At 53.2% G+C, this 26217-nt stretch carries 26 protein-coding genes; 22 read left to right on the forward strand and 4 right to left on the reverse strand.

Translation table 11 applies throughout. The annotated features are described in order from the left end of the window. Positions 1–377 precede the first annotated feature (377 nt). Genes pgsA through ACFOUO_RS13890 form a run of 3 tightly spaced genes read left to right on the forward strand, consistent with a single transcriptional unit; the run spans position 378 to position 3825 of the window. Positions 378–962, forward strand: coding sequence for a CDP-diacylglycerol--glycerol-3-phosphate 3-phosphatidyltransferase (gene pgsA / locus ACFOUO_RS13880; protein ID WP_380705743.1), 585 nt, complete (start codon positions 378–380; stop codon positions 960–962). 29 nt (positions 963–991) lie between these two features. Next, entirely contained in the window at positions 992–2242 is a 1251-nt protein-coding gene (locus ACFOUO_RS13885) for a competence/damage-inducible protein A (protein ID WP_380705744.1), read from the forward strand. Then, positions 2239–3825, forward strand: a complete 1587-nt coding sequence (locus ACFOUO_RS13890) for a DEAD/DEAH box helicase (protein ID WP_380705745.1) — start codon at positions 2239–2241, stop codon at positions 3823–3825. Before ACFOUO_RS13885 ends, ACFOUO_RS13890 begins: the two co-directional genes overlap by 4 nt. A 58-nt stretch (positions 3826–3883) precedes the next feature. Here ACFOUO_RS13890 and ACFOUO_RS13895 read toward each other — a convergent pair whose 3' ends face one another. After that, entirely contained in the window at positions 3884–4195 is a 312-nt protein-coding gene (locus tag ACFOUO_RS13895; protein WP_380705746.1) for a metal-sulfur cluster assembly factor, read from the reverse strand. A 242-nt stretch (positions 4196–4437) separates the two neighbouring features. Between ACFOUO_RS13895 and recA the strand changes: the two genes are divergently transcribed. The 14 genes from recA (at position 4438) to ACFOUO_RS13965 (ending at position 18727) form a co-directional block, all read left to right on the forward strand. Further along, entirely contained in the window at positions 4438–5514 is a 1077-nt protein-coding gene (recA, locus tag ACFOUO_RS13900; protein WP_380705747.1) for a recombinase RecA, read from the forward strand. Between the two features lie 19 nt (positions 5515–5533). Further along, the gene (locus tag ACFOUO_RS13905; RefSeq protein ID WP_380705748.1) at positions 5534–6187 is read left to right on the forward strand and encodes a RecX family transcriptional regulator; all 654 of its coding nucleotides are present in this window, start codon (positions 5534–5536) and stop codon (positions 6185–6187) included. A gap of 9 nt (positions 6188–6196) precedes the next feature. After that, a complete protein-coding gene (locus ACFOUO_RS13910) occupies positions 6197–7192 on the forward strand; it encodes a metallophosphoesterase family protein (protein ID WP_380705749.1) in 996 nt (331 codons plus the stop codon). Next, entirely contained in the window at positions 7189–8664 is a 1476-nt protein-coding gene (locus ACFOUO_RS13915) for an AAA family ATPase (RefSeq protein WP_380705750.1), read from the forward strand. The genes ACFOUO_RS13910 and ACFOUO_RS13915 overlap by 4 nt, the downstream gene beginning before the upstream one ends. Continuing rightward, a complete protein-coding gene (locus ACFOUO_RS13920) occupies positions 8630–8884 on the forward strand; it encodes a hypothetical protein (protein ID WP_380705751.1) in 255 nt (84 codons plus the stop codon). The genes ACFOUO_RS13915 and ACFOUO_RS13920 overlap by 35 nt, the downstream gene beginning before the upstream one ends. A gap of 4 nt (positions 8885–8888) precedes the next feature. Continuing rightward, a complete protein-coding gene (locus tag ACFOUO_RS13925; protein WP_380705752.1) occupies positions 8889–9539 on the forward strand; it encodes an ATP-binding protein in 651 nt (216 codons plus the stop codon). Between the two features lie 273 nt (positions 9540–9812). Then, positions 9813–11360: a ribonuclease Y gene (gene rny, locus ACFOUO_RS13930; RefSeq protein WP_380705753.1), complete on the forward strand. Its 1548-nt coding sequence runs from the start codon at positions 9813–9815 to the stop codon at positions 11358–11360. Between the two features lie 53 nt (positions 11361–11413). Further along, positions 11414–12199, forward strand: coding sequence for a TIGR00282 family metallophosphoesterase (locus tag ACFOUO_RS13935; RefSeq protein WP_380705754.1), 786 nt, complete (start codon positions 11414–11416; stop codon positions 12197–12199). A 284-nt stretch (positions 12200–12483) separates the two neighbouring features. Next, positions 12484–12744, forward strand: coding sequence for a stage V sporulation protein S (locus ACFOUO_RS13940; protein WP_380706257.1), 261 nt, complete (start codon positions 12484–12486; stop codon positions 12742–12744). Between the two features lie 81 nt (positions 12745–12825). After that, positions 12826–13818 (forward strand): dipeptidase, encoded by a 993-nt coding sequence (locus ACFOUO_RS13945; protein WP_380705755.1) that lies wholly within the window; start codon positions 12826–12828, stop codon positions 13816–13818. Positions 13819–14308: 490 nt separating this feature from the next. Next, on the forward strand, positions 14309–16069 hold the full coding sequence (locus ACFOUO_RS13950; RefSeq protein ID WP_380705756.1) for a 2-oxoacid:acceptor oxidoreductase subunit alpha: 1761 nt from the start codon (positions 14309–14311) through the stop codon (positions 16067–16069). Continuing rightward, on the forward strand, positions 16056–16922 hold the full coding sequence (locus ACFOUO_RS13955; protein WP_380705757.1) for a 2-oxoacid:ferredoxin oxidoreductase subunit beta: 867 nt from the start codon (positions 16056–16058) through the stop codon (positions 16920–16922). Before ACFOUO_RS13950 ends, ACFOUO_RS13955 begins: the two co-directional genes overlap by 14 nt. A gap of 294 nt (positions 16923–17216) precedes the next feature. Then, a complete protein-coding gene (locus ACFOUO_RS13960; protein WP_380705758.1) occupies positions 17217–17963 on the forward strand; it encodes an MBL fold metallo-hydrolase in 747 nt (248 codons plus the stop codon). 86 nt (positions 17964–18049) lie between these two features. Beyond that, positions 18050–18727, forward strand: a complete 678-nt coding sequence (locus ACFOUO_RS13965) for a hypothetical protein (protein ID WP_380705759.1) — start codon at positions 18050–18052, stop codon at positions 18725–18727. Between the two features lie 26 nt (positions 18728–18753). On the opposite strand, the gene ACFOUO_RS13970 is transcribed toward ACFOUO_RS13965, so the two are convergent. Beyond that, on the reverse strand, positions 18754–19524 hold the full coding sequence (locus ACFOUO_RS13970) for a hypothetical protein (RefSeq protein ID WP_380705760.1): 771 nt from the start codon (positions 19522–19524) through the stop codon (positions 18754–18756). 219 nt (positions 19525–19743) lie between these two features. Here ACFOUO_RS13970 and tdh point away from each other — a divergent pair, with 219 nt between their 5' ends. Then, the gene (gene tdh, locus ACFOUO_RS13975; RefSeq protein WP_380705761.1) at positions 19744–20784 is read left to right on the forward strand and encodes an L-threonine 3-dehydrogenase; all 1041 of its coding nucleotides are present in this window, start codon (positions 19744–19746) and stop codon (positions 20782–20784) included. A 35-nt stretch (positions 20785–20819) separates the two neighbouring features. After that, positions 20820–21995, forward strand: a complete 1176-nt coding sequence (locus ACFOUO_RS13980; protein WP_380705762.1) for a glycine C-acetyltransferase — start codon at positions 20820–20822, stop codon at positions 21993–21995. 48 nt (positions 21996–22043) lie between these two features. Here the strand turns inward: ACFOUO_RS13980 and ACFOUO_RS13985 are convergent, their stop codons facing one another. Together ACFOUO_RS13985 and ACFOUO_RS13990 are read right to left on the reverse strand one after the other, a co-directional pair. After that, a complete protein-coding gene (locus ACFOUO_RS13985; protein ID WP_380705763.1) occupies positions 22044–22526 on the reverse strand; it encodes an NADAR family protein in 483 nt (160 codons plus the stop codon). Between the two features lie 17 nt (positions 22527–22543). Continuing rightward, the gene (locus ACFOUO_RS13990; protein ID WP_380705764.1) at positions 22544–23275 is read right to left on the reverse strand and encodes a hypothetical protein; all 732 of its coding nucleotides are present in this window, start codon (positions 23273–23275) and stop codon (positions 22544–22546) included. A gap of 261 nt (positions 23276–23536) precedes the next feature. Between ACFOUO_RS13990 and miaB the strand changes: the two genes are divergently transcribed. From miaB to cotE, 3 genes are all read left to right on the forward strand, one after another. Further along, on the forward strand, positions 23537–25009 hold the full coding sequence (gene miaB, locus ACFOUO_RS13995) for a tRNA (N6-isopentenyl adenosine(37)-C2)-methylthiotransferase MiaB (RefSeq protein ID WP_380705765.1): 1473 nt from the start codon (positions 23537–23539) through the stop codon (positions 25007–25009). A gap of 1 nt (position 25010) precedes the next feature. Then, positions 25011–25430, forward strand: coding sequence for a YlbF family regulator (locus ACFOUO_RS14000; RefSeq protein WP_380705766.1), 420 nt, complete (start codon positions 25011–25013; stop codon positions 25428–25430). 113 nt (positions 25431–25543) lie between these two features. Next, positions 25544–26119: an outer spore coat protein CotE gene (cotE, locus tag ACFOUO_RS14005; RefSeq protein ID WP_380705767.1), complete on the forward strand. Its 576-nt coding sequence runs from the start codon at positions 25544–25546 to the stop codon at positions 26117–26119. Positions 26120–26217: the final 98 nt, after the last annotated feature.

The following is a 26217-nucleotide window of genomic DNA, read 5'->3' on the forward strand; positions in this document are numbered from 1 at the left end:
ACCGATTCGGTGGTGACGGGGCATGGGGCCGTCACGAGACTACTACATATCCCGTACGCATGAAGCATACGGAACGTGTTGATCTTTTCCCATTACCGTATTTTCGGATGGTTTGCCAAAAATCCACGGCTTGTTCCGGACCCGGTGAAGAACCCGAAAGAACGCAGGTAGCTCGGCAATCAGCTGAAAAAAGATTTCAACAGGAAGGCGATAGAGGGTTCCTAACCATCCTGTTGCAGGCTTCCGTCGGAAGGTTCTGCGGGGCTCTAACGGACAACCACAGCTTGCGAGGCGTGATGCGATTGACGGGGTGAACAGGCGGTGTCTCTGCACTATGCATCCTGCGCGTTGAACTCGCGGGGGGAGGTTCGCAAAACGTGAATCTGGCCAATAAAATCACCCTGGCTCGGATTTTCCTTGTTCCGGTGGTGATGATCTTTCTGCTGGTCAAGTACGATATGGGCCAATTCCGGATTGGCGAAGGAGTAATCACCGTCAGTGAAATCATCGCGACCCTGGTTTTCATTCTGGCTGCGGTAACGGATGGGCTGGACGGTTATATCGCCCGAAAGCGGAAGCTGGTAACCAACTTGGGGAAGTTTCTTGATCCCCTGGCCGATAAGCTGTTGATTTCGGCTGCCCTTATTTCCTTGGTGGAGATGCAACGGGTAGACGCTTGGGTTGCCATCGTCATCATCAGCCGCGAGTTCGCCGTGACCGGTCTCAGGCTGGTAGCGGCGGCGGAGGGACAGGTAATCGCTGCTAGTCCTCTCGGTAAGCTGAAGACGATCGTTCAGATTATCACCCTTTCTGCTTTGATGCTGAACAATTTCCCTTTTTCCTCGGTCGCTTTTCCCTTTTCCCGGATCTTTGTATGGCTGGCGGTGATCATCACCATCTGGTCCGGCATCGATTATTTCCTGAAAAACCGGCGGGTCATCCGCTTCTCTAAATCACGGTGACCGGCCGTCGAGAGAAAGGGCGTTGTCCGATGCGCGCAGAATTAGTCGCCGTCGGGACGGAGCTGCTCTTAGGGCAAATTGTCGACACCCATTCGGCTTTCCTGTCTCGGGAGCTATCTGGTCTTGGGATCGGTGTATATTACCATACCTCGGTCGGGGATAATTGGAATCGATTGAAGGGTGTTGTCGAGCAAGCGGCATCCCGTTCTGATCTGGTGATTTTTACCGGCGGGCTCGGGCCGACGGAGGATGACCTTACCAAAGAGGTGGTTGCTAAGGTACTGGGCCTCCAATTGGTGGAGCATCCTCCCTCCAAGGTAGCTTTGGAGACATTGTTCGGCGAACGGGGTCTGTCGGTTCCCCTATCTAACTATAAGCAGGCGCTGGTCTTTCCGGATGGAAGGGTTTTTGCCAACCCGAATGGAACGGCACCGGGAGTGGCCGTCACTTATGGGAGAACGACCTTTGTCCTGTTGCCAGGTCCGCCGACCGAGCTATATCCGATGTTTGAAAATGAGGTACGCCCTTTTTTGGAAGAAATTCGCCCAGATGGCGTACTTGTCTCCCATGTCCTCCGTTTTTACGGAATTGGTGAATCCCATCTGACGGAGCGGCTCGGAGACCTGATTCAAAAGCAGACCAATCCTACGATTGCCCCCTTGGCAAAAGAAGGAGAGGTCACCCTTCGCTTGACAGCTAAAGCGGAGAGGGAAGCTGAAGCGCGATCGCTAATCAACCCAGTCAAAGAGCAGATTCTGAGAACGGTGGGCAGGTTCCTGTATGGAGAAAACGAGGAGACGCTGGAAAGAGCGGTTGTCCAGGAACTTACCCGGCAGAGAAAAACCCTGGCCCTGGCAGAGAGTTGTACCGGCGGTCTCCTCGCCCATATGCTTACTTCTGTTCCCGGGGCCAGCAAGGTTTTTCAGGGAGGCGTGGTTTCCTACACCGCGGATGCCAAGAAGTTAATGGCCGGTGTGCCAGCCGACTTCCTGGAAAAAAAGGGGGCGGTCAGCATGGATGCAGCCCTCTCCATGGCCGAGGGAACACGGGGTCGGTTGGGGGCTGACTTCGCCCTCAGCGTCACTGGAGTAGCTGGCCCCGCTCCTTCCGAAGGGAAACCAGTCGGCCTTGTCTACGTGGGTCTTGCGGCACGGGGAGAACCTCCCCGTGCCCACCGTCTTGATCTGGGCGGTTCACGTCAAAAAATCCAGATCCGGGCGGCGAAACATGCGCTTTTTACACTACTGGAACGTTTAAAGAAAGGTGAAAGAACACGATGACGCAATTTGATTCTTTCCAACTGGATCCCCTCATTTTAAAAGGGATCCGAGAGATGGGGTTTGAAGAACCCTCCCCGATTCAAGAAGAATGCATTCCCGCGGTGCTTCGCGGTGAAGACGTGATCGGCCAGGCGCAAACTGGGACTGGTAAGACAGCGGCTTTCGGCATTCCACTTTTGGATCATGTCGACACGAGCCGACGCAAGGTACAGAGTGTCGTGCTGGCACCCACCCGGGAGCTGGCTATTCAGGTTTCCGAGGAATTACGCAAGATCGGTCGTTCCAAAAAGGTCTTCACTCTGCCGATTTACGGCGGACAATCCATCGGTCGCCAAATTAAAGCCCTGAAACAGGGGGTTCATGTGGTGATCGGAACGCCTGGTCGGATGTTGGATCACTTGCGCCGCGGGACGTTGAAGCTGGATGATGTGGAGATTTTTGTCCTGGATGAAGCCGATGAAATGTTGGATATGGGCTTTATCGATGACATCGAAGCGGTGATGAAGTATTTGCCCGAGCGCCGACAGCTCCTTCTCTTTTCGGCGACAATGCCGCCAGCGATCCGCCATCTCGCCCAGAAGTATATGCAAAAGCCCCGCTACATTACCGTAAGTCGGGGCGAGGTGACTGCTCCCGTCATTGAACAGGTCTATTATAAAGTTTTAGAGAATGGAAAACTGGAATCCTTGTGCCGCATCCTGGATAGTGAAGAGGTGGAGCAGGGAATCCTTTTCTGCCGTACGAAAAAAGGCGTCGATGATCTGGCGGAAGCTCTACAAGCTCGGGGATATCTCGCGGGCGGTCTTCATGGAGACCTGGCCCAGCAACAGCGGGATCGCGTGATGAACGCTTTTCGCCGCGGGGATATCGAGTTGCTTGTAGCTACTGATGTGGCTGCCAGAGGGATTGATGTGGGGACGATCTCCCATGTGATCAACTATGACATCCCTCAGGACGCTGAGAGTTATGTCCACCGCATTGGCCGAACAGGCCGGGCAGGCCGGACGGGGATCGCTCTCACCTTGGTCACCCCGCGGGAGATGAAACAACTTCGTTCGATTGAGCAGGAGATTCATGGTCAACTCGCCGTCCGGGAACTTCCCACACTGGAAGAAGTGGCCGAACGACAGCAGAAGGTGTTGGTTGAACAGCTGGAGGAGACCATCCAAGCGGGTGACCCCATCCCCTTCTTTGAAGAGATGGTGAAGGAACTGACGGTGAATCATGACGCGGAAAAAGTGGCAGTAGCCGCTCTTCATCTGGCCTTTGCCGACCGCTTTACCGCTGGCAACGATGCAGTTTATGATTTTGGTGAAACCGGTGCCTCTCCTGGGATGGTTCGGTTCTTCATCAATGTTGGCCGTAACGCTGATATCCGCCCGCGTGAGTTGGTGAAGGCGATTGCCGAACAGGCGGGGATCAATGCCAAGAAGGTAGGACGTATCAACATCTATGACCGGTTCTCTTTTGTCGAAGTGCCGGAAGAGGCTGCTCCCTTTGTGTTCGAGGCCCTGCGCCAAACCAAGATCAACGGTGCAAGGGTCAACCTGGAGCCGGCCCGACCGCGCAACAGCCGGAGCTGAAGCGAATAAAAAAACCTGCCGCATGTCCGAATACATGCGGCAGGTTTTTTGTTTTGATTTAGTGAATTCCCAAGGCCATCTTGGCGTACCGGGACATTCGTTCCTTTGACCACGGCGGGTTCCAGACGATGTTGACCTCCACATTTTTCACCCCGTCCACAGACTGACAGGCGGCGGTGACCATTTCATTGATCATCCCAGCCAGGGGGCAGCCCATCGCGGTTAGGGTCATGGTTACTTTGGCGTTCCCTTCGTCATCGACATCCACTCCGTATACGAGGCCGAGATTGACGATATCGATATGGAGCTCCGGGTCTTCGACGGTTTCCAGAGCTTCCATGATCTCTTCTTCCATTTGTTCTTTATCCATTTCCTTCCCACTCCTTTCCGTTTAGTCTAGCTTCCATTATACTGAACCCTGCAGGAGCCGGTAAAGGGCGTCCGAAAAAGGCCAGCCTTTCCTGTATGGTATCCCCTTATTAAGGCCTTCCATGCCGTTTTACCGATTCCGGCTGCCAAATACACGAATAAATGTTCGCAAAAGATCTTGGCATGGGTGGGAAAAGAATGTATGATGGGGGTATCCAGCGGATTCGAAGGAGTGAGGTATGAATGTCCGATCGCCGTCAGGCTTTGGATATGGCCTTAAGACAGATAGAGAAACAGTTTGGTAAAGGTTCGATTATGAAAATGGGGGAGGGCGGACCACGGCAAGTGGAAACCGTCTCCAGCGGGGCTCTCGCCCTGGATATCTCTCTTGGGGTAGGCGGCCTTCCCCGGGGCAGGATCGTCGAGGTGTACGGGCCGGAATCCTCCGGGAAGACCACCGTTGCCCTCCATGCTATCGCCGAAGCACAGAAGGGCGGGGGGCAAGCCGCTTTCATCGATGCAGAGCACGCTCTGGATCCGGTTTACGCTGAGAGGCTTGGAGTGAACATCGACGAACTCCTCCTCTCCCAACCGGATACCGGTGAACAGGCTCTAGAGATCGCCGAAGCTTTGGTTCGTAGCGGTGCTATCGATATCATCGTCATCGACTCTGTGGCGGCTCTGGTGCCTAAGGCGGAAATCGAAGGAGAGATGGGGGATTCTCATGTGGGCCTTCAGGCGCGTTTGATGTCTCAGGCCCTGAGGAAGCTTTCCGGTGCTATCAGCAAATCGAAAACGATCGCCATCTTCATCAACCAGATCCGGGAAAAAGTGGGCGTTATGTTTGGCAACCCGGAGACGACTCCCGGGGGGCGTGCCCTCAAATTCTACTCGAGCGTCCGACTCGAAGTGCGCCGCGCGGAAACAATCAAGCAAGGAAACGACATGGTGGGCAACCGGACTCGTATCAAAGTGGTGAAGAATAAGGTGGCTCCGCCTTTCAGACAAGCTGAAGTGGATATCATGTACGGGGAAGGGATCTCCAGGGAAGGAAGCATCCTGGATATCGGAAGCGACCTGGATATCGTTAAAAAGAGCGGTGCCTGGTACTCCTTCGACGGCGACCGTCTCGGTCAGGGGCGTGAAAACGCGAAGCAATTCCTGAAGGAAAATGCTAAGGTTTCCCTCCAAATCGAGAATAAGATTCGGGCCCACTTTAATCTTAGCGTCGTCCAGGCACCTGGCGGGGAGGAAGAAAAGCCGACCGGGAAAAGCTCAGAGGAGGACGCGAAAACCCTCTCTCCTAAGCCGAAGGAATAAGGAAGGCGAGTGACAGCGGATGGGCGAACGGGGTGAGATTACGCGAATCGAACGGCAGAAGAGTGGAGCTCCTCGCTATAATATCCATATAGACGGTTCCTACCGTTTCGCCGTTCACGAGGACGTGTTGGTTAAATTCGCCTTGTCCAAAGGGATGCAGGTGGACGCCAAAGAGATGGAACGGATTCTCGTCGAAGAGGAACGGAACAAGGTGCGCCAAGCGGTACTCCGTTATGTGGGTTATAAGCCCCGTACTGTTTCTGAGGTCGAGCGGTATCTCACAGGAAAAGGATTTGCGCCGGAACACCACCATCCAGTCATTGCTGAAATGAAGAAACAGGGTTACCTGGATGACCGGCGGTTCGCCGAGAGCTGGGTGGAAGAGCGACGCCGTACCAAAGGGTACGGCGTTGCCATGCTCCGGCAGGAACTGAAGCAAAAGGGAATCTCCGAAGAAGTGGTCGCGGAAGCAGTCGGAGACCTCGGACAAGATGAAGAGCGGGAAGTGGCCCAACAGGTAGCGGAAAAACGGTATCGCCGCCTTCGGGGCCATCCCTGGCCCGCTGTTGAACGGCGGCTTGGACAATACCTGTTTCGTCGCGGTTTCGCCTCTTCCCTGGTTTACAGTTTGCTTCGGGAGTATCGGGATCGCCATGGAGAGGAAAGGGAGTGAATAAGCCCGATGTTTCACCTCTTGTATGTGACAGATACCCATATCCGAGGGACCGCTCCCCGCAGCCGAATCGACGACTTTGCTTCTTCCTTGCGTGACAAATTGGAGGAAGTGATCGAAACCGCCGTGAAAGAGAAGGTAGATGCTGTTCTCCACGGTGGGGATCTGTTTGACAGGCCGGATATTTCCCCAGCGGTGGTAAGGGAGTTCGCTGCATTGCTGCGCCGCCTGGATGTGCCGATTTATACGATTGCGGGAAATCATGACATCTATGGTCACAATCCAGGAACGGTCGACCGTTCGATGCTGGGCCTGTTGGATGCCTTCGGCACGGTTCGCCTCCTGCGTCCGAAGGAGAGGCTTCTCCTGAAAGGGAAAGGTGTCACGATCCAGTTGTCGGGACAACCTTTCCACTATGACCTGGACAAGCGAGATCCGGAATTGGACTATACAGTTAAAAACGAGACCGGTGCCGATTATTGCATCCATATGGTTCATGGGATGGCCGTCGACCGTGCCCTGCCCGAAGGAGTTCCCCATACGATGGTACACTCCCTTTGGGCCGGGGAGGCGGATGTACTCCTAACCGGGCATTACCATGCAGGGTTTCCCTTGCAAAAGAAAGATGGGCGATACATAGTAAACCCGGGAGCCCTTGCCCGGATTAACAACCACCCCTCGGAAATGAAGCGGAAGCCCCAAGTCGCTCTGCTGAAATTTGGGCAGGACATTCAGGTGGAGATCCGACCGCTGCGCTGTGCTGCACCAGGCGAGACGGTCCTGGACCGTTCCTATCTGGAAGAAGCTGCTTACCGAGAGGAGAAGATGGCCTCCTTTGTACAGGAAGTTCGTGCTGCCGGAGAGTTCAGAGGTATGGGGGCACCCGATATCGTTGAGGAGATCGCTCGCTTGGAGGGGGTTGACGACGACGTGAAGGTTGAAGCCCTCCGACGGATTGCTGTTGTACAGGAACGCTTGGGTTGGGAATGGGAGGGGGGGCGTTGAACCGTTTCGAAAAACTCGTTATCGAAAATTTTCAGTCCCATAGCCGGACGGAGATTTCTTTCACAGATGGTCTCAATGTGTTCGTCGGTCCCTCGGACAGCGGAAAAAGCGCGATCCTCCGTGCTTTGCGCTGGGTTCTCTACAATCAACCAAAGGGAAAAGATTATATCCGAGTCGGAAAGGATCGTTGCCGGGTAGTTCTCACCCTTACGGATGGCACCGAGATCACCCGGGAACGCTCTGCTTCGGTTAACCGTTATTTTCTGAAGGTGCCGGGGAAAGAGGAGATGATCTTCGAAGGGTTCGGAGGGAATGTTCCCCGAGAAGTGATCGAAGCCCATGGGATGCACCCGTTGAAGTTGGATTCTGACTGGAATATGCCGGCTCAGTTCGGAACCCAGTTGGAAGGCCCCTTTCTTCTGTCGGAGACGGGGGGAGTCAAGGCGAAGTCGATCGGTCGAGTCTCAGGCGCCCACCTCATCGATATCGCTCTGCAGGAGACGGTTCGGGATCAGCGAAACCTTTCTTCGGAAATCAAGCATGTCTTAGCAGAATCCGAACGGTTAAAGGAGTCCTTAAAGCCCTATCAAACCCTGCCTGACCTTATCGAAAGGCTGGAGGGGGCGGAGGAACGGCACCGTGAAGCGTCGGAGATGCGCTGGCGTCTGGAGAGGCTGCAGACGGCTAAAGAGCGTTGGGACGGCTGCCGGAAGCAACAGGCAGGAGAACGGGTTCGTCTGGAACGGCTTGCTTGCCTCCCGGATCTGACCATCCGGGTTGTGGAATTGGAACAGCTCTGCAATCGTCGGGAGCGGTTGGCACGGGCGACAGACAATCATCGGCGAACTCATAAAGAGAAGGCAGATTGGAAACGGGTGCTGGCTAAGACGAAGAACTGCAACCGGTTGGAGGGAACGTTACGCGATCTCGAAGAGCGGGCGACACGCCACCGGAGAATGGAAAGCCTTCACGAACGCTGCACCTTTCACCAGCAAGAAGAGGAGAAAGTGAAGAGATGGCTGAAGGGAACAATGTCTGTTAAAGAGACGGATCTTGCCGATCTAGAGGAGCGACATCACCTTTTCTCCCGGCTGATCCGGCTTCTTCCCCGCTACCGGCATCTGTGCGAAGAAAAAGAGAAGCTAAGGGAGCAGCTGCGTCGAACGGAAGCGCTGCCGGATGAGTTGACTGGGGAGCTACCCTTGCTGCTGGAACGGCTGAAGCGGCTTACAGCTTGTAAGGAAGAACTGAGGGATCGGCGGAAGCGTTTGCGTGACGGAATCCGTTACCGGAATGAACGGGATCGGGAGATCCGGGCATGGACGGAACAGCTAGCTGCGATTCTGGAAACGTTGGGTCGTTGTCCTACTTGTGGGTCTCCCATCAGCGGTTCGGCTTTGGAACATATCTTGGAAGAGTACCGAGGAGGGGTGAGCGGTGCAGCGGCAGGAAGAGAAGATCAAAGAGATTAAAGCCCGGCTGGAAGAAGCGAAAAACCTTCGCTATAAGGCGGAGGTTCGTCTAGAAGACCTGGAACGTCAAGAGAAAGAGATTTTAAAAGAACTGGAAGAATTGGGTGTTGAGCCGGAACAGTTGGAAGAGGAGATCGAAAAATTACAACAGGAGATCAACCGCAAGATTGAAGAAGCGTGGTCCATGCTACCTAGGGAGCTGACCAAAAGCGATGGATGAAGGGATGAAACTCCAAACCCTCAGCCACCGGATCAACCAGGCGAGAGAAGAGGCGCTGGTACGTAAGGCCAAGCACGATGAACTTCAGAGGCTCCTAACGGACGTTGAAGAACGCCTCGCAGCCCTCTCGGCCAAACGGGACATCTTTGATAAAGTTCGCGTCCTATTGCAACAATCGGCAGAACATGCTCGTGCCCAGGCTAAAGCCCAGATGGAAACGCTGGTGACCAACGCCCTTCAATATATCTTCGGCCCCTTGTTCCGATTTGAAATCGAACTAACAGAACACGGGGGTAAGCCCGTCGCCGAATTTTACGTGATCACGGATTGGGAAGGGACCTCTGTCAAGACTAAACCACAGGAGGCGAGAGGAGGCGGGATTGTCGACATTACCTCCCTCGCCCTTCGAATCGCCCTGATCGAGACCTTTCGCCCTCGTCCGAAAGGCCCACTCATCCTGGATGAACCGGGTAAGCATGTGAGCCGGGAGTATGTGGTGCCGATGCTTGAGTTTTTGAAATCAACGGGTGAGATGTTTGGACGCCAGATCGTGCTAATCACCCACGACCCCCATTTAACCGAGGGAGCGGACCAGGCATTTGAGGTACAGATCAAAGGCGGCGCCACCTTGGTCAGGCCTATTTCGTCCGCTTGACAATGGGACAGGGTAAATAATACAATTGATTTACATCTGAAGAAACCTTAAAATATTTATATTTGAGGCTTTGGAAGATGGATCCCTTGAGTGAATTTGTTTTGTCCCGAAGCTGACACGGGTTTGAAACCTTTTTCCGGAGTGACTCAACTCTGACCTTCGTTTGACCCATCGAGTCTGGGACATTCCCGGATGACATGCATGGACCTATGACAGACCGAAGTACTCGGTCTTGTTTTATACTTGGAGAAGGGAGGAGGTGGGTAGCAATAGATGGTTGATCAGTTTGTAGTTTGGCTGCTCCTGTTCCTCCTCGGCGGCGTTATGGGGAGCTTCGTCGGTTACCGGATGAGAAAGCTGACGGCAGAAGCCCGGATCGGCGGTGCCGAACAAGAGGCGGAACAGATTATTGATAAAGCGCGGAGCGAGGCGGAAGCCCTGAAGCGGGAGCAGGTCCTCGAAGCCCGGGACGAAGCGCACCGTCTTCGGACGGAAGCGGAGAAGGAAATCCGGGAACAACGAAACGACCTGACCCGGCTGGAACGTCGCTTGATGCAGAAGGAAGAGACTTTGGATCGGAAACAAGAGTCTCAAGAACAGCGGGAAGAGACACTCTCCCGGAAAGAGAACCGGATTCAGGACCGGGAACAGCGGATTGAAGGGCTTTACAATGAACAAGTAGCTGAATTGGAACGCCTCTCCAGCTTGACCTCCGACGAGGCGCGCCAGCTGATTCTTTCCAGGGTGGAGCAGGAGATGCGGCATGAGACCGCCCAGATGATTAAGGAAATGGAAAGTCAGGCCTTGGAAGAAGCGGATAAACGAGCCCGCAGCATCCTTTCCCTGGCGATTCAGCGATGTGCGGCGGATCATGTGGCAGAGACGACTGTTTCCGTGGTTACACTCCCTAATGACGAGATGAAGGGGCGGATCATCGGTCGGGAAGGTCGGAACATCCGTGCCTTGGAAACCCTTACCGGGATCGATCTCATTATCGATGACACACCGGAAGCGGTAATCCTTTCCGGCTTTGATCCGATCAGAAGGGAAGTGGCTCGGGTCGCCTTGGAAAAATTAGTGGCGGACGGCCGGATTCACCCTGCTCGAATCGAAGAGATGGTGGAGAAATCCCGCAAGGAAGTGGATGAACGCATCCGTGAATACGGGGAGCAAGCAACCTTCGAAACGGGGGTTCATGGCCTGCACCCGGATCTGATCAAGATCCTGGGCCGACTTAAATTCCGGACAAGCTACGGACAAAATGTATTGAAACACTCGATGGAAGTGGCTCATTTAGCAGGGTTGTTGGCAGCTGAGCTAGGTGAGGATATCCACCTGGCCAAGCGTGCCGGATTACTGCACGATATTGGAAAAGCAATCGACCACGAAGTTGAAGGATCACATGTTGAAATCGGGATCGAACTGGGCAAGAAGTATAATGAACATCCGGCTGTGATCAACGGGATTGCCTCGCACCATGGCGATGTGGAGGCAACCAGTGTGATCGCCGTTCTGGTCGGTGCTGCTGACGCCCTGTCAGCAGCGCGGCCGGGGGCGCGCAGAGAAACGTTGGAAGCTTATATCAAACGGCTTGAAAAGTTGGAGGAGATCTGTGAATCCTTCGATGGTGTGGAGAAATCTTACGCCATTCAGGCCGGCCGGGAAGTGCGCATCATGGTTCGACCCGATGAAATCAATGACAGCGAGTCGGTACGGTTGTCGCGGGAAATCAAAAAGCAGATCGAAAATCAGCTGGATTATCCCGGACACATCAAGGTTACCGTGATCCGTGAGACTCGTGCGGTCGAATATGCAAAATAAAGCGGCCTGACCGCCGCTTTATTTTTTTCTAGAGGGCTTGGAGGCGCTTACGTATGCGTGTGCTAATGATCGGAGATATCGTGGGAGACGCGGGTCGGTCAGCCTTGCAGGACCACCTCCCCCGTCTGAAGCGGACCCACCGCCCGGACGTTATTCTTGTCAACGGGGAGAACGCTGCTGACGGACGCGGGATCACTCGAACCATTGCTCGGGAATTTTTCGGCTCCGGTGTGGATTGCATCACCTTGGGCAATCATGCCTGGGATCGGCGGGAGATCTTTGACTTTATCGATGATGAACCGCGTTTAGTTCGACCCGCTAATTATCCCGAAGGGACGCCTGGTAATGGGTTTGCCCGCCTGGCCCTTCCCAATGGGGAGTTAACCGTGATCAACCTGATGGGTCGGACGTTCCTTTCTACGCTGGATTGTCCGTTCCGCAAGGCGGATGAACTCCTCGCCGAGGTGAAGGGACCGGTGCTAATTGATTTCCACGGTGAGACGACTTCCGAAAAACAAGCGCTGGCCTGGTATCTGGATGGGCGCGTGTCGGCGGTGATTGGCACCCATACCCATGTCCAGACAGCGGATGAACGGATTCTTCCCGGTGGTACCGCATTTTTGAGCGACGTGGGAATGACAGGCCCCTATGATGCCGTTCTCGGGATGGAGAAAGAACTCGTAATCAAACGATTTCTTACCCAGCTTCCCGTTCGTTTTGAAGTGGGGGAAGGAAGGACCCAACTGAACGGTGTCCTGCTTGAGCTGGACCCTTCCTCGGGTGGTGCACGATCTATCAAGCGGATCCGGATCGACGATGATGAACCCTGGTTTGAATAATCCCCGAATGTGCTTTCCCCACATTCGGGGATTAAAATTATTCGGTAGGTGGTAATTGGATAATACCCCCTGATAAATAGGTTGTATACCTAGCCCTTTCCCGCTGGCTTATTGTTTTTCCGTACCCCTTCTCTCCTGATGAAATTGCGGCAAGCTTTTGAAAAAGAAAAAAAGGCATCTCGGAAAGAGTTTTGGGACCCAGCATTCGATTAGAAGGAATTTATAAAAGATTGCCGAATATATTAGGAGTGGACTCACTCCAAACCATCGAGGAGGTAGCCGACATGGAAGTATTAAAAGTTTCAGCAAAGTCCAACCCGAACTCCGTCGCTGGTGCGCTAGCCGGTGTCTTGCGCGAACGTGGGAATGCTGAGATCCAAGCGATCGGCGCTGGTGCACTTAACCAATCCGTGAAAGCTGTTGCAATAGCACGAGGGTTCGTGGCACCGAGTGGTATCGATCTGATCTGCATCCCAGCCTTTACCGACATCATCATCGATGGTGAGGAACGCACGGCCATTAAACTGATTGTGGAGCCTCGTTGAGGCAGGATATTCAACATAGTGACCCCGAAACCTGTTTATCCCCGTATAGACAGGTTTTCTTTTGGTTGAGGAGGGAAGCCGATGCGCTGGGTAGATGGCCATTGCGATGTGTTATCCAAGATGTGGAGTGCTAAGTCCCCCCTTTCCTTCTACCGGAGGGACAGCAATCTGGATGTTACGTGGCCCCTGATGGAACAGGCGGAAGTGGGGCTGCAGGTTTTTGCTCTCTTCGTGCCGCCGGAGGTTCCTGGAGGCGCAACCTGGCAAGCGGCCCTCGCCCAGGTTGACCATTTTTACGAATCGGTTGTAGGGGACGGTAGCCGTATGGTGCCCATACGAAGCCAAAGGGAGCTGGCGGCTCTAGAAAGGACGGGGAAGGTGGGGGGCCTTCTCTCTTTGGAGGGAGCAGAAGCTTTGCAGGGAGATTTGGTTCACCTCCGTCTTCTGTACCGTTTGGGCCTACGTCAAGTCGGTCTAACCTGGAATGGTGCCAATGAAGCAGCTGATGGGATTGAAGAGGAGCGGGGTGGAGGGTTGACCCGTTTTGGCCGGCGGCTGGCGGCGGAAATGCAACGGTTATCCATGATATTGGATGTTTCTCATCTTTCGGTTAGAGGTTTTTGGGAAGTTATCGAATGGACTGGATTGCCTGTGATTGCTTCTCATTCAAACTGTCGATCCCTCTGTTCCCATGTTCGTAACCTGGACGACCGGCAAATCCGTGCCCTGATCCAACGCGAAGGGCGAATGGGGATCACCTTTGTTCCCAAATTTGTTACGGATGACCCTGATCGGGCTACCGTTGAAGGGGTGCTTCGGCACGTGGAGCATGTTTGCAGCCTGGGCGGGGAGGAGATTCTTACTTTCGGCTCTGATTTTGATGGAACGGATCGGAAAATTCCCGGCTTAGAACATACCGGCCATCTGGATCGACTTTGGGAGGCACTCATAAAACGCTACCCGGAAACATTGGTAAAACGCTGGACCACGAATAACTGGCTCCACTTCTATAGTAAACATCTTCCAAGTGGGGGAGGTTTCCCTCCCCGCCAGACCGACGATTCCGGTATATGAGACCCCTTTAACACAAGTTCCTTCTAGCGATCTTCAAAGTCCAAAAAAGGCGATAATTAAAGCAAATCCAAGTGAAGCAGGTTGCTTTTTACGCGGAAGGGGTCTAGAATTGAAAACGATAATGGTACTGGAACACCACAGGAGACCAGGGAATGGGCCTTGTGGGCTTCAGTATGATATAAAACCGCCGCGGTAGATCCTCCGGGATTCGCGACGTCGGGCAGGGGCGGCTCCGTGATCCGCCGATAGGTAACTATCTGCGCAAGGGAACTCGCTTCAACGTCAAACGCCTGTGGAGATGCTGGAAACTCCGGAGGGAAGTGATGCTTCCGTGCGTCAATGGATAGGGTTCGTCAGTACCCCTATGGGTTATAGGATCAGGGTTCGGTTGGCTACTGACGGACCACCCCCTTTTTCTCATAGGGAGCCCAGACAGAGTTTGCCTGAAGGGGTACAAGTTGCAGGGAAGACTTAAAGGAGATGAGTTCATTTGATCAAGCAGCTTTCATGGAAAGTGGGCGGACAACAGGGGGAAGGGATTGATAGTACCGGTGAGATTTTTTCCACCGCGTTGAACCGTTTAGGATATCATCTGTACGGGTATCGGCACTTTTCCTCTCGGATCAAGGGGGGGCATTCCAACACGAAGATCCGTATCAGCACCCGACCGATCCGTGCGGTTTCTGATGATTTAGACGTCCTCGTCGCCTTTGACCAAGAGACCATCGACCTGAACGCCCATGAACTTCACTCCGGCGGGATTATTCTGGCTGATGCCAAATTTAATCCGACCGTACCGGAGGGGGTTATTGCACGCCTGTTCTCTGTTCCATTTACAAAGATCGCTCAGGAAGTCGGCCTTGCCCAGATGAAAAACATGGTGGCCGTCGGTGCCTCCAGTTCACTTCTGTCATTACCTGTGGATGTCTTTCAGGAGGTCATCGAGGAGAAGTTCTCTCGTAAAGGACAGCAAGTGGTTGATAAGAACATGGAGGCGATTAAAAAAGGCGCCGGTTTTATCCTGCAAGAAACCGGCGGTGCTCTCCGGGAACTAGAACTGGAGCCCTCTGACGGGAAAAAACGGCTCTACATGATCGGTAACGACGCCATCGCTCTCGGAGCGATTGCAGCTGGTGCCCGATTGATGGCCGCTTATCCGATCACCCCTTCATCTGAAATCATGGAATACTTAATTAAACAATTATCCCGATTTGGCGGTACGGTTGTTCAGACAGAAGACGAGATCGCTGCCATTTCCATGGTGATCGGTGCTAACTACGGGGGTGTGCGTGCCCTTACCGCCTCTGCGGGTCCTGGTCTCTCCCTGATGACGGAAGCGATCGGTCTCGCTGGTATGACTGAAACTCCGGCAGTCATCGTGGATACCCAACGTGGCGGTCCTTCAACGGGTCTACCCACGAAGCAGGAGCAATCGGACATCAATGCCATGATCTACAGCACCCATGGAGAGATTCCCAAGATTGTGATCGCCCCGAGTACGGCAGAAGAGTGTTTCTATGATACCATTCAGGCATTTAACCTGGCGGATCAATACCAGTGCCCGGTCATCATCCTGTCCGACCTAGCCCTCTCCCTGGGGAAACAGAGCGTAGAACCGCTGGATTACGACCGGATTCAAATCAATCGGGGTAATCTGGTGACCGACTCCAACGGGTTAAAGGAGTTGGAGAACTCGGAGTTGTTTAAACGTTATGAGCTGACCGAAGACGGCATCTCCCCACGGGTGCTCCCCGGCGTGAAAAATGGTCTCCATCATGTAACCGGTGTGGAACACGACGAAATCGGCCGTCCTTCGGAAAACCCGCTAAACCGAAAGAACATGGTAGAGAAACGCCTGAAGAAATTGGCGGGGGGCATCGATTTCAAGGATCCCGTTTTCATCGATGCCCAGCATGAAGAAGCTGATTTATTGATCGTCGGTATTAACTCCACCCGGGGTGTCATTCACGAAGGAATGGAACGGCTGGAGAAGGATGGGGTTAAGGTGAACCATATGCATATTCGCCAGTTGTTGCCCTTCCCGACGGATTTGGTGAAGCCCTATGTAGAAAAAGCAACAAAGGTGGTTGTGATCGAAAATAATGCCACCGGCCAGTTGGCGGATCAACTGAAGTTGCATACGGGTCTGGGAGAGAAGATCACCCACGTCGCCAAATACGACGGTAATCCCTTCCTTCCCGCCGAAATCTACAACGAATGTAAGGAGCTGTTGGTTCATGGCCACGTTTAAAGACTTCCGCAACAAAGTGAAACCAAACTGGTGTCCCGGTTGCGGAGACTTCTCCGTGTTGGCTGCCATGCAACGTGCTTTCGCCAATCTCGGAAAGGAACCGGAAGACGTGGTCTTGGTATCCGGGATCGGTTGCTCTGGCCGTATCTCTGGCTATATGAACGCCTATGGGTTTCACGGTATCCATGGGCGGGCGCTACCGATCGCTCAAGGTCTGAAACTGGCCAACCGTGATTTGACGGTGGTGGCCGCAGGTGGGGACGGAGACGGGTTCGCCATCGGGATGAGCCACACGATCCACGCCATCCGGCGCAACGTGGATATCACCTACATTGTGATGGACAACCAAGTGTATGGTCTTACGAAGGGACAGACCTCTCCCCGGAGTGAAATGGGCTTCAAGACAAAGAGTTCCCCGAAGGGTTCCATCGAAGCGACCATCGCTCCGCTGGAAATGGCTTTGACAGCAGGGGCAGGTTTTGTGGCCCAGGCCTTCTCCAGCGACCTGAAGCAAATGACCCGCCTGATCGAGGAAGGGCTAAACCACAAGGGCTTCTCACTGATCAATGTATACAGCCCTTGTGTCACCTATAACAAGATCAACACGTACGACTGGTTTAAAGAGCATATCACCAGTCTGGACGGGGATGAGGCATACGACCCATCCAATCGCATGTTGGCTATGCAAAAGCTGATGGAGACCAATGGTCTTGTTACGGGGCTGATCTATCAGAATAAGGAACGGCAGCCCTACGAAGATCTGATTCCGGGCTTCAGTGAGACGCCTCTTGCCAAACAGGACCTAAAACTGCCGAAGGAAGATTTCGATCGATTGGTTGCTGAATTTGCTTGAGAGATTGAGGAAAAAGCCGCTTTCCATGATGGAAAGCGGCTTTTTCCTGGGTTGAACCTGTTTAAAAATATATGTAAACAAGTTTGCGGACCAAACTTTATTTTTCACCGCCGAGACCTACATCTAATAGGGATGAAGGAAATTTACCGGAGGGAGAAGCACCTTGCGTCTAGGCTTCCATCAGGTGTTTTCCCTGCAAGAGAGAAGCGGTATGAAACAGATGGGAAGGCTCGACCCGGGGTACCCTAAAAAGCGCGGGCTTCATTGAAGCTTTACATCGTGAGGAGGAAAAGCATGAAATGGACGGTACTCGGATTTCAGTCACCCTTCCCAGGCCCCGGAGGGGCAACGCCGGGTTATTTGCTAGAAGCCGATGGGAAGCGGATTCTGATTGACTGTGGAAGCGGGGTGTTGGCTCAGCTGGGGAAATATTGTCGCCCCCATGAATTGAACGAGGTATGGCTTTCTCACCTCCATCACGATCATGTGGCCGACTTCTTTGTTCTGCAATATGCTTTGCAGACAGCGATCCGCCTCAAGGAACGTCCGCATGGTCTCCAGGTCCTGGCACCGCCAAAACCGGTGAAGATCAGCCACCTCCTCTCTTACCAGAAAGCGGTGGATTTGAAATGGATCGGGCAGGGTATGGTACATCAGATCGGCAGTTTAGAGGTGGGTTTTCACCGAACTGATCACCCGGTTCCCTGTTACGCGATGGAGATCCGCTCGGGGAAGGCGTGTATTTTATATGGAGCCGATGCCGGTACTGATACCCGTTGGGAGACGATGGCCCGAGAACCGGACCTGTTCGTTTGTGAAGGGACGTATCTTCACCGGGATGCACCGGCTCAACCGATCGGACATCATTCTGTTCGGGAGGCTGCCAAGGCGGCAACCGAACTCGGTGCCCGACGGCTCCTTTTGACCCACTTGTATCCGGGATATCCCGCGGAAATCCTTCGGAGGGAAGCAGCAGACCACTATACAGGAGAGTTGATATTGGCGGAAATCGGGCTCCAAATCCCCATCAACCCGTTGTAAAATCGTGTTATACTTGGAGCAATGGATTTTGGCCGGTGACACATGAAAGCGGAGGGCCTCCGCCAAAGCTGGAAAGGGGGAAAACCGTGCCGAAGAATATGCTTGATTTTTTTAATAAGGAAGATAGCAAAAAAATGGTGGGTCAGGCCAAGCGCCTGTTTGAAAAAGGGGTGCAGACGGGTAGAGCCGAGCTCAAAAAGGCGATAGACCGGATGAAAGCGGAACGAGCACGCCGAGAACGGGAAAAGGCCTACGAGGAAGAGTATGAGGCAGAATTTCGCTACAAGGACGAAGATCTGGATTTTTCGATGTTGATTTCTGCCGAGGAAGCCCGCGTTTATCAAAAAGCTCGCCGTAAGCTGAAGGAAGTGCAATTGGTCCAGTCAGATCCCGATGTACAAAAACAGTGGGAGTCGAAGAAATATCTTAGCCTGCACGACCATTTCGGTGAGCAAATTGAGTATTATTATCCCAAGCGGAATGAAGATCCTCTTGCTCTTCATCGTACGATCCGCTATTGCGAACGGCAGATCGAATATGCTCCTGTCGCTGTCAAGGCCTATGGGATGGATCCATATCAATATGGGCTGCCCACTCACTCAGGCTATGATCGCCTGGTCTCCCTTTATGAAGAAGTAGGGGAATGGGATGAAGCCCTTCGTCTGTCCCACCGAGCAAAGGATCAGGGGTGGGAAGGGGACTGGGCCGCCCGGATCCGCCGCTTGGAGGAAAACATTCGCAAAAAATCAAACGAACAGCCGTAAACCACGGCTGTTCGTTTGATTTTAGCTTAGGTACGGCGTTTTTCGTAGCGTTCGATACGAGTCGTCCAATCCCCTTTCCATCCTTCATCCCTGGCTTGTTTGCAGAGTTCGATGGCCCGGTCGAGGTCTCCTTTTTTGTCGTAGATAATGGCCAATTGTTTGTAACCGTAATGTTGGGGCAATTCTTTCGCCTGGGGATTCATCCGGTTGGCGTGAATGGCCATCGGGGCGTACCGGATTTGTTTTTCACAGTAGCGGATAGCCATGTCCAAAGCCTGGGGGTCTTCTGATCGGCGTTTGTAGTATGCTTGTGCCTGATCTTTGTAGTAAATTTGGAGACTCCAGTATTGCATAGCCCGTTGGTGATCCAGAGAGTGTTTACTCCAAGGGGAACCATTTTCTTCGGCATTTTTCTTCATCTCTTCATAATGGGCTTGCGCCGCGGCTAACACCTCTCGTTCTTCCGGGTCCAGCGGCATAGAGAATTGGAAATCCCCCTCTTGGAAGTGAAACCAATCCTGTTCGTCTTTCGCGTTCTCTTCAGGGTCATCGATTTGGGAATCCGCGGTTTCTGGGATGACGGATTCTTCGGTCTTTGCTTCTGCAGGATTTGCATCCTTTTCCACCGCCGGTGTGGGGGGGTTGGTGCCGACTGTTGTATTCGGTACCGGTTGGGCATTCTCCGGAGAGGGTTTTGCCTCAGCCGAAGAGATTTCCGCTCGTTCCGGGGTGGCATCAGGGGTCTGAGAAGAAGGTTTCAACCATTCTTTGGCACGTGTTAATAGTTTACCGAGCATCTGACCAGCTCCCCGGTACAAATTTCGACAAGTTTTTGTCTATCGAAATGTTATCTTTCCCGCTCGATTCTGTCAATTATCTTCCGAGCCTAATAATAGACAGAATATTATTTCAATGTCCGTTTGATGCGGACTATGTACGGGCCTTATATTTGGATGTTATAATGGTTAGGGTAATTATTGAGGTTTCTTATCTGTTCGGAGAAGGGAGTGTCCGTCGTGGGAGGAATGATGCGTGCTCTGGTTAAACATCAGTCCGGCTTCGGAGCCGAGTTGAAGGAAGTGTCCATTCCTTCGGCCGGGCCGGGTGAAGTGCTGGTCAAGGTGAAAGCGGCTTCAATTTGCGGAACGGATGTTCATATTTATTCCTGGGATGACTGGGCTGCTGGGCGGATAAAACCGCCTCTTGTGTTTGGTCATGAATTTTGCGGCGAAGTCGTGGAAACAGGGGAAGGGGTGACTGGTTTCGAAAAGGGGGACTCGGTCTCTGCCGAAACCCATATCGTTTGCGGTCGCTGTCCTCAGTGCCGCCGTGGTGAAGCCCACGTCTGTACCTTTACCAAGATCATCGGTGTCGATACGCGGGGTTGTTTTTCCGAATATGCCGTCATGCCAGCCGGAAACCTGTGGAAAAACGATCCCACTTTACCGCCAGAGGTTGCTACGGCGATGGAACCCATGGGAAATGCGGTTCACACGGTCTTGTCCGGACCGGTTGCGGGTCGTACCGTTGCGGTTATCGGTTGCGGGCCGATTGGTATCATGGCTGTCGCTGTTGCCAAAGCTTCAGGGGCGTCAGCTGTGATCGCCTTTGATATCAATGAATATCGCCTCGATTTGGCGAAGAAAATGGGGGCTACCCACCTGGTGAACTCCGGGGAGGAGGATCCGGTCGCGGTGGCGAAGAAGTTGACCGGTGGCTGGGGAGTGGATGTCGTACTGGAGATGTCCGGCAATCCGGTGGCGATCCGCCAAGGATTTTCTATGGTGACCATGGGTGGTCGTATTTCCATGTTGGGACTGCCCTTGAGAGCGGTGGAATTGGATATCGCCAACGACCTTGTTTTCAAAGGCGTTCAGGTTCATGGGATCGTCGGTCGTCGGATGTATGAAACCTGGCAGCAGACAGCCGGCTTCCTAACTTCCGGTCAAGTTGACCTGAAGCCGATGATCACCCACCGTTTTTCGCTTGAGGAGTATCAAACGGCTTTTGAACAGATGATGAGCGGCAAATCCGGAAAAGTGGTCTTGTACCCTTGACACATTTTCTTATGAAACTCAAAGGAGGGAAAGCGATGAAAGGATTTGAGTACCTGGAGAAGGAGATCCGGGAGTGGCGGGAAGATGGGGTTTACCGTCCTTTAACGGAGGTGGAATCCGAACAGGGATCCAGGGTGGTCATCCACGGGAGGGAAGTCATCCAGCTGTCCTCTAACAACTATCTTGGGCTTACGACCCATCCCAGGATCAAAGAGGCTGCAAATCAGGCTGTGGAAAAATACGGGGTGGGAACGGGATCGGTCCGCACCATCGCAGGCACCTTTTCGATGCATGAACAATTTGAACAGGAGCTGGCCGAGTTTAAACACACGGAGGCTTCTCTCGTTTTTCAATCCGGTTTTACCGCCAATGTAGGGGTTCTCGCCACCATCCTGACGGAAGAGGATGTGGTGATCAGTGACGCTCTTAACCATGCCAGTATTATCGACGGAATCCGGTTGACGAAAGCGGGTCGACGAATCTACCAACACACGGACATGGATGATCTGGAGAAGGCACTCAAAGAGACGCAAAATGCTCGCACCCGGCTAATTGTGACGGACGGGGTATTCAGCATGGACGGCGATGTGGCGCCTCTGCCGGAGATCGTCCGTTTAGCGGAACAGTATGATGCTTTGGTGATGGTGGATGATGCCCACGCCAGCGGTGTTATGGGTCGAAACGGGCGGGGGACCGTGGACCATTTCGATCTGCACGGACGGGTTCATATTCAGGTTGGAACCCTCTCTAAAGCCGTTGGTGTTCTCGGCGGGTATGTCGCGGGCCCTGCGGTACTCCGGGATTACCTGATTCACCGTGCCCGTCCCTTCCTGTTCAGCACTTCTCACCCCCCGGCAGTTACCGCCGCCTGCCACGCTGCCATCCGTGTGTTGAAAGATGAGCCGGAATTGATTAACCGTCTTTGGGAAAACACGCGGACCTTTAAAGAGGGGCTGCTAAAGCTCGGTTTTAACACTGGTAAAAGTGAAACCCCGATTACACCTGTGATGGTGGGAGCGGATTCCTTAGCAATGAAATTTTCTGATGCCCTGTTAGAGGAAGGGGTCTATGCTCAAGGAATCGCCTTTCCGACAGTTCCACGGAACCAAGCACGGGTGCGTACGATCATCACCGCCGGTCATTCTCGGGAAGACTTGGATCAGGCGCTGGAAGCCTTTGGCCGGGCAGGAGAGAAGCTGGGCCTCATCTGAAGAAAATCAAAAGCAGCCGGCGAAAACCGGCTGCTTTTGATTTTTCCTTCATCGGAACCGGAAAAGGGGCTTTTTCGGTTGGGCTTTTGTACTTTCAGTCAGTTCCTGGCGGATCTCCATGAGGAGGGCGCCGAGACGATTCAGGCCGGTTCCGTCTCCACCGTCTCCCCAATACCGGTCATTAGCCGTATGTTCAATGAGGATTGCTTCCCCTGTTGCTAAAAGGCTTTGTTTTAGCTCGGGGTGTTGGGTGAACTTGGAACGGAGGGCTTCTTTCATGATCTCCTCTTTCACCTTCTCCCAATCCGGGCGCAGAGGATGTTTCCGGCTCCGGCCCATGCGGGCTGCCAACATGGGAGAATCGGTGAGCCGAATCTCCTCTTCTCTGTCGGTGCCGGGGAACTTCTGGGCCTGGAAATAGTGCTCCGAGGTGGGCCATTGCTTTCCCTTTCGTTCAATGGGGTAAGGAGCGAAATTAGAAAGGAAGCCATAGGCGTTATTGACTCCATAAAAGTAAATCGTTTCTAACATGATCAGAGCCTCCTTCGTCAGTTATCCAGTTTTTTCAGGAGTTTCTCGTGGTGGTTTCGAAGGGAGTAGGAAAGGTCCCGGTAAGCTTGTGCGATTGCCGTCAAGTACTCCTCCTCCGCTTCCTGGTAAAAAGCCTCTGTTTCTCGGAGGTGGCGGGCGAGCATTTCTTCATTTCCTTTTTCGGCGAACAGAGCGAGGCTGAATGAAAGACTTTCTCTCGCTTTTAGGTTGGTGTTGCCGGAAACCGTGCGGAGCTGATCCCGAAATGAAAGGTAGAGACGGTACGTGTCGGCTCCGGCACGGATCATATCGCCCCGGATTCGGGCGGGAATCTCCTCCTGGTACAGATGGTAGGCGGGAGATTCACGGTGGGTTCTGCTTTCGACGAAAAAGAGACGTTCCCGTCGTTGTCCGGGTTGCACCAGTCGTTGATTGCTTCCCGACAGCCGCTCCAGCTCCTGCAGACTGCGAAACACCTCATCCCGGGCGGTTTCGATGGCAAGGAGCTGGTCGGGAAGGCCTTCTTTTTTCCGGTGTTTCTCACTCCAGCGAATGGAAATCAGTACTCCCCACAGGGTAAAAATACCTCCGGCGATACTACCCCAGTAACCGATCCATTCGCTGTTCTCTGTTAGGGAAGCGTTGATCATTCCGCTGAATGCAGCGACAAAAAGAAGACAGAAAAAAAAGACGTATCGGAAGGACAGGGTGTCCCACCCTTGGAACCAGTTGCGGATCCGGTCGATCACTTACGCTCCCCCCTCATATTCGATTTAGCACTCCTATCATATCGCAATCCCTTTGAAAGCGGGAGGAGGTCTTTTGGATTCTGAGATTGTTGCCGAAGAGGGTGTGTAAGTTCTGGGAACCAATCGGTTTAGCCGCCATGCCTTCCAGCAGTCTCGCGGGACTTCCTTGCTCCCGTTCATTGAAGGAAAGGGCTGGATCGTTTATAATTAACTAATTGCAGAGGAATGCACTCACTCCCTTTGGAAAGGTGTTGAGTATAGATGAATGAAGAAATGCATAAGTATTTCACCCCCCCGGATTTGAAGGCGGCAAAAAAACGCGGAAAAGAAGAAGTTTCCGTGTTGGAATTTGATCGGATTCCCGAAGAGATGCGTCGCATCGGGGAAGGGAAAAAATATCTCATTAAAACCTATGGTTGCCAGATGAATGTCCATGACAGCGAGACGATTGCTGGCATTCTCGAACAGATGGGTTATGAGGGGACGGAGGAGGAGGAAGAGGCTTCCATCATCCTCATCAACACCTGTGCCATCCGAGAAAACGCTGAAGATAAAGTGTACGGGGAGATCGGACGCCTGAAAACCCTTAAGACAGAAAAGCCGGAGCTTTTGCTCGGGATGTGCGGTTGTATGTCCCAGGAAGAGTCTGTCGTTAACCGGATCCTCACCAAACACCAGCACGTTGACCTGATATTCGGCACCCACAATATCCATCGTCTGCCCCACCTCTTGTTTGAGGCATTGATGGGGAAAGAGATGGTCGTGGAGGTATGGTCCAAAGAAGGAGATATCGTCGAAAACCTGCCCAAGGTGCGGGAGGATGGGTTAAAGGCTTGGGTCAATATCATGTACGGTTGCGATAAGTTCTGCACGTACTGTATCGTCCCTTACACGCGGGGGAAGGAACGGAGCCGCCGTCCGGAAGATGTGCTGGCGGAAATCCGGGAATTGGCCCGGAAAGGTTATCAAGAGGTGACTCTTCTCGGTCAGAATGTAAATGCCTACGGGAAAGATCTCACCGATCGGGAATACCGGTTTGGGGATCTCATGGATGATGTGCGCCAAATCGGCATTCCACGCGTCCGTTTCACCACGAGTCATCCTCGGGATTTTGATGATCACCTGATCGAGGTACTGGCGAAAAAGGGCAACCTGGTGGAGCACATCCATTTGCCAGCCCAATCCGGGAACAGCGATATCTTGAAGATCATGGCTCGAAAATACACCCGGGAACAGTACATGGAATTGGTACGTAAGATTAAGAAAGCAATCCCGGACGTTGTGCTGACGACAGATATCATCGTCGGCTATCCCGGCGAAACGGAAGAACAGTTCCAGGATACGCTTTCCCTGATGGAAGAAGTGGAGTACGATTCTGCTTTCACCTTCATTTATTCCCCCAGGGAAGGGACCCCGGCGGCCCGAATGAAGGATGACGTTCCGATGAAAGTGAAAAAGGAGCGCCTGCAACGTCTTAATCAATTGCAGGATGCCATTAGTCGAAAGAAAAATGAAGCTTTGCGCGGGCAGATCCTGGAGGTGCTGGTGGAAGGGGAGAGCAAGAAAGATCCGGATGTTCTTTCCGGACGCACCCGAACCAATAAATTGGTGAACTTCCGGGGACCCAAACACCTGATCGGCCAGTTTGCCCACGTGCGAATCGACGATCCGAAGACCTGGACTCTATCCGGTACGCTGGCTGGCGATGAACGGATTGGCCAGGTGGGGAGCTGATATGCAGATCCAGGAACAGCATCCCGTCCTTGACCATGCTGCTGCATTGGGACAAAAACTCCTCTCAGCGGAGGAGATCCGACGATTTCGGATGGCTGAGGAACAAATCCAGCGGAGTCGTCGTGTCAACGAATTGATCGAAGCGATCAAACGGAAGCAGAAAGAATTAGTCCATGCGAAACATTATCAGAAGACAGCGTATATCGGAAAACTGGAAGAGGAATTGGCGGCTCTCCACGAGGAGATGGATAATCTCCCGATTGTACGAGAGTATCAGCAATCTCAGGTCGAAATGAACGATCTTCTTCAGACCTTGCAGAAAGTCGTGGCCGATGCCGTTTCGGAGAAATTGGATGTGGAAACCGGCGGTGATGTAGGGCAAGGCGGCTGTGGAAGCGGCGGCCCCTGCGGTTGCGGATGAATGAATTTTAGAGAAGTAAAGAACCTCGCGGAATTCCCGCGGGGTTTTTTGACACCCTAGACTCCCGCCCTGCATACACTTGGAGTGAACGATTGTTTGGAGGAGGGAGCCTCGTGTCAAATACAGACAGCGGAATGCAATCCCGTCAAATCATTACTAAAGCTGTCACCGGCAAAGGTCGTAAGTTCTCCCAGGCGACGCACTCCATTCAGCCCCCCGATAACATTTCTAGCATCCTGGGTTGCTGGATCATCAACCACCAGTATGATGCGACCCGGGTCGGCGATGCTGTCGAAGTGATGGGAAGTTACGACATCAATATCTGGTATTCATTCAACCGCAACACCAAGACAGAAGTATCGAATCAGACAGTGCGCTATGTCGAGCAAGTGCCGCTCAGTTACTTTGACAGCAATGTCAGGGAGGGGACAACAGAGGTTAGTGCAGTCGCCACCCAAGCACCCAATTGCATCGAAGCGACCATCGCCGGTGATGGCTCGGTCCTGGTGCGGGTGGAGAGAGAGTTTTATGTAGAGATGGTAGGGGAGACAAAGGTCCGTGTGGCTGTTTTTTCCGGCGACTATGACGACTGGGAAGACAAAGGCATGGAGGTTTCCGGGGTGGAGGCCGATACCGAAGATTACGAGGATTTGGACCCGGATCTGGTTATCGACGATCTCAACGATTGAACGCCCCAGAATCCCATATAGAAGCCCCGACGGAGGCAAAAGCCTCCTTTTTCTTTTCCGCGCTAACCACCTTTCCTTTCCGCACATACCATAACAGC

Source organism: Salinithrix halophila, assembly GCF_042650125.1.
Classification (GTDB): Bacteria; Bacillota; Bacilli; order Thermoactinomycetales; family DSM-45169; genus Salinithrix; species Salinithrix halophila.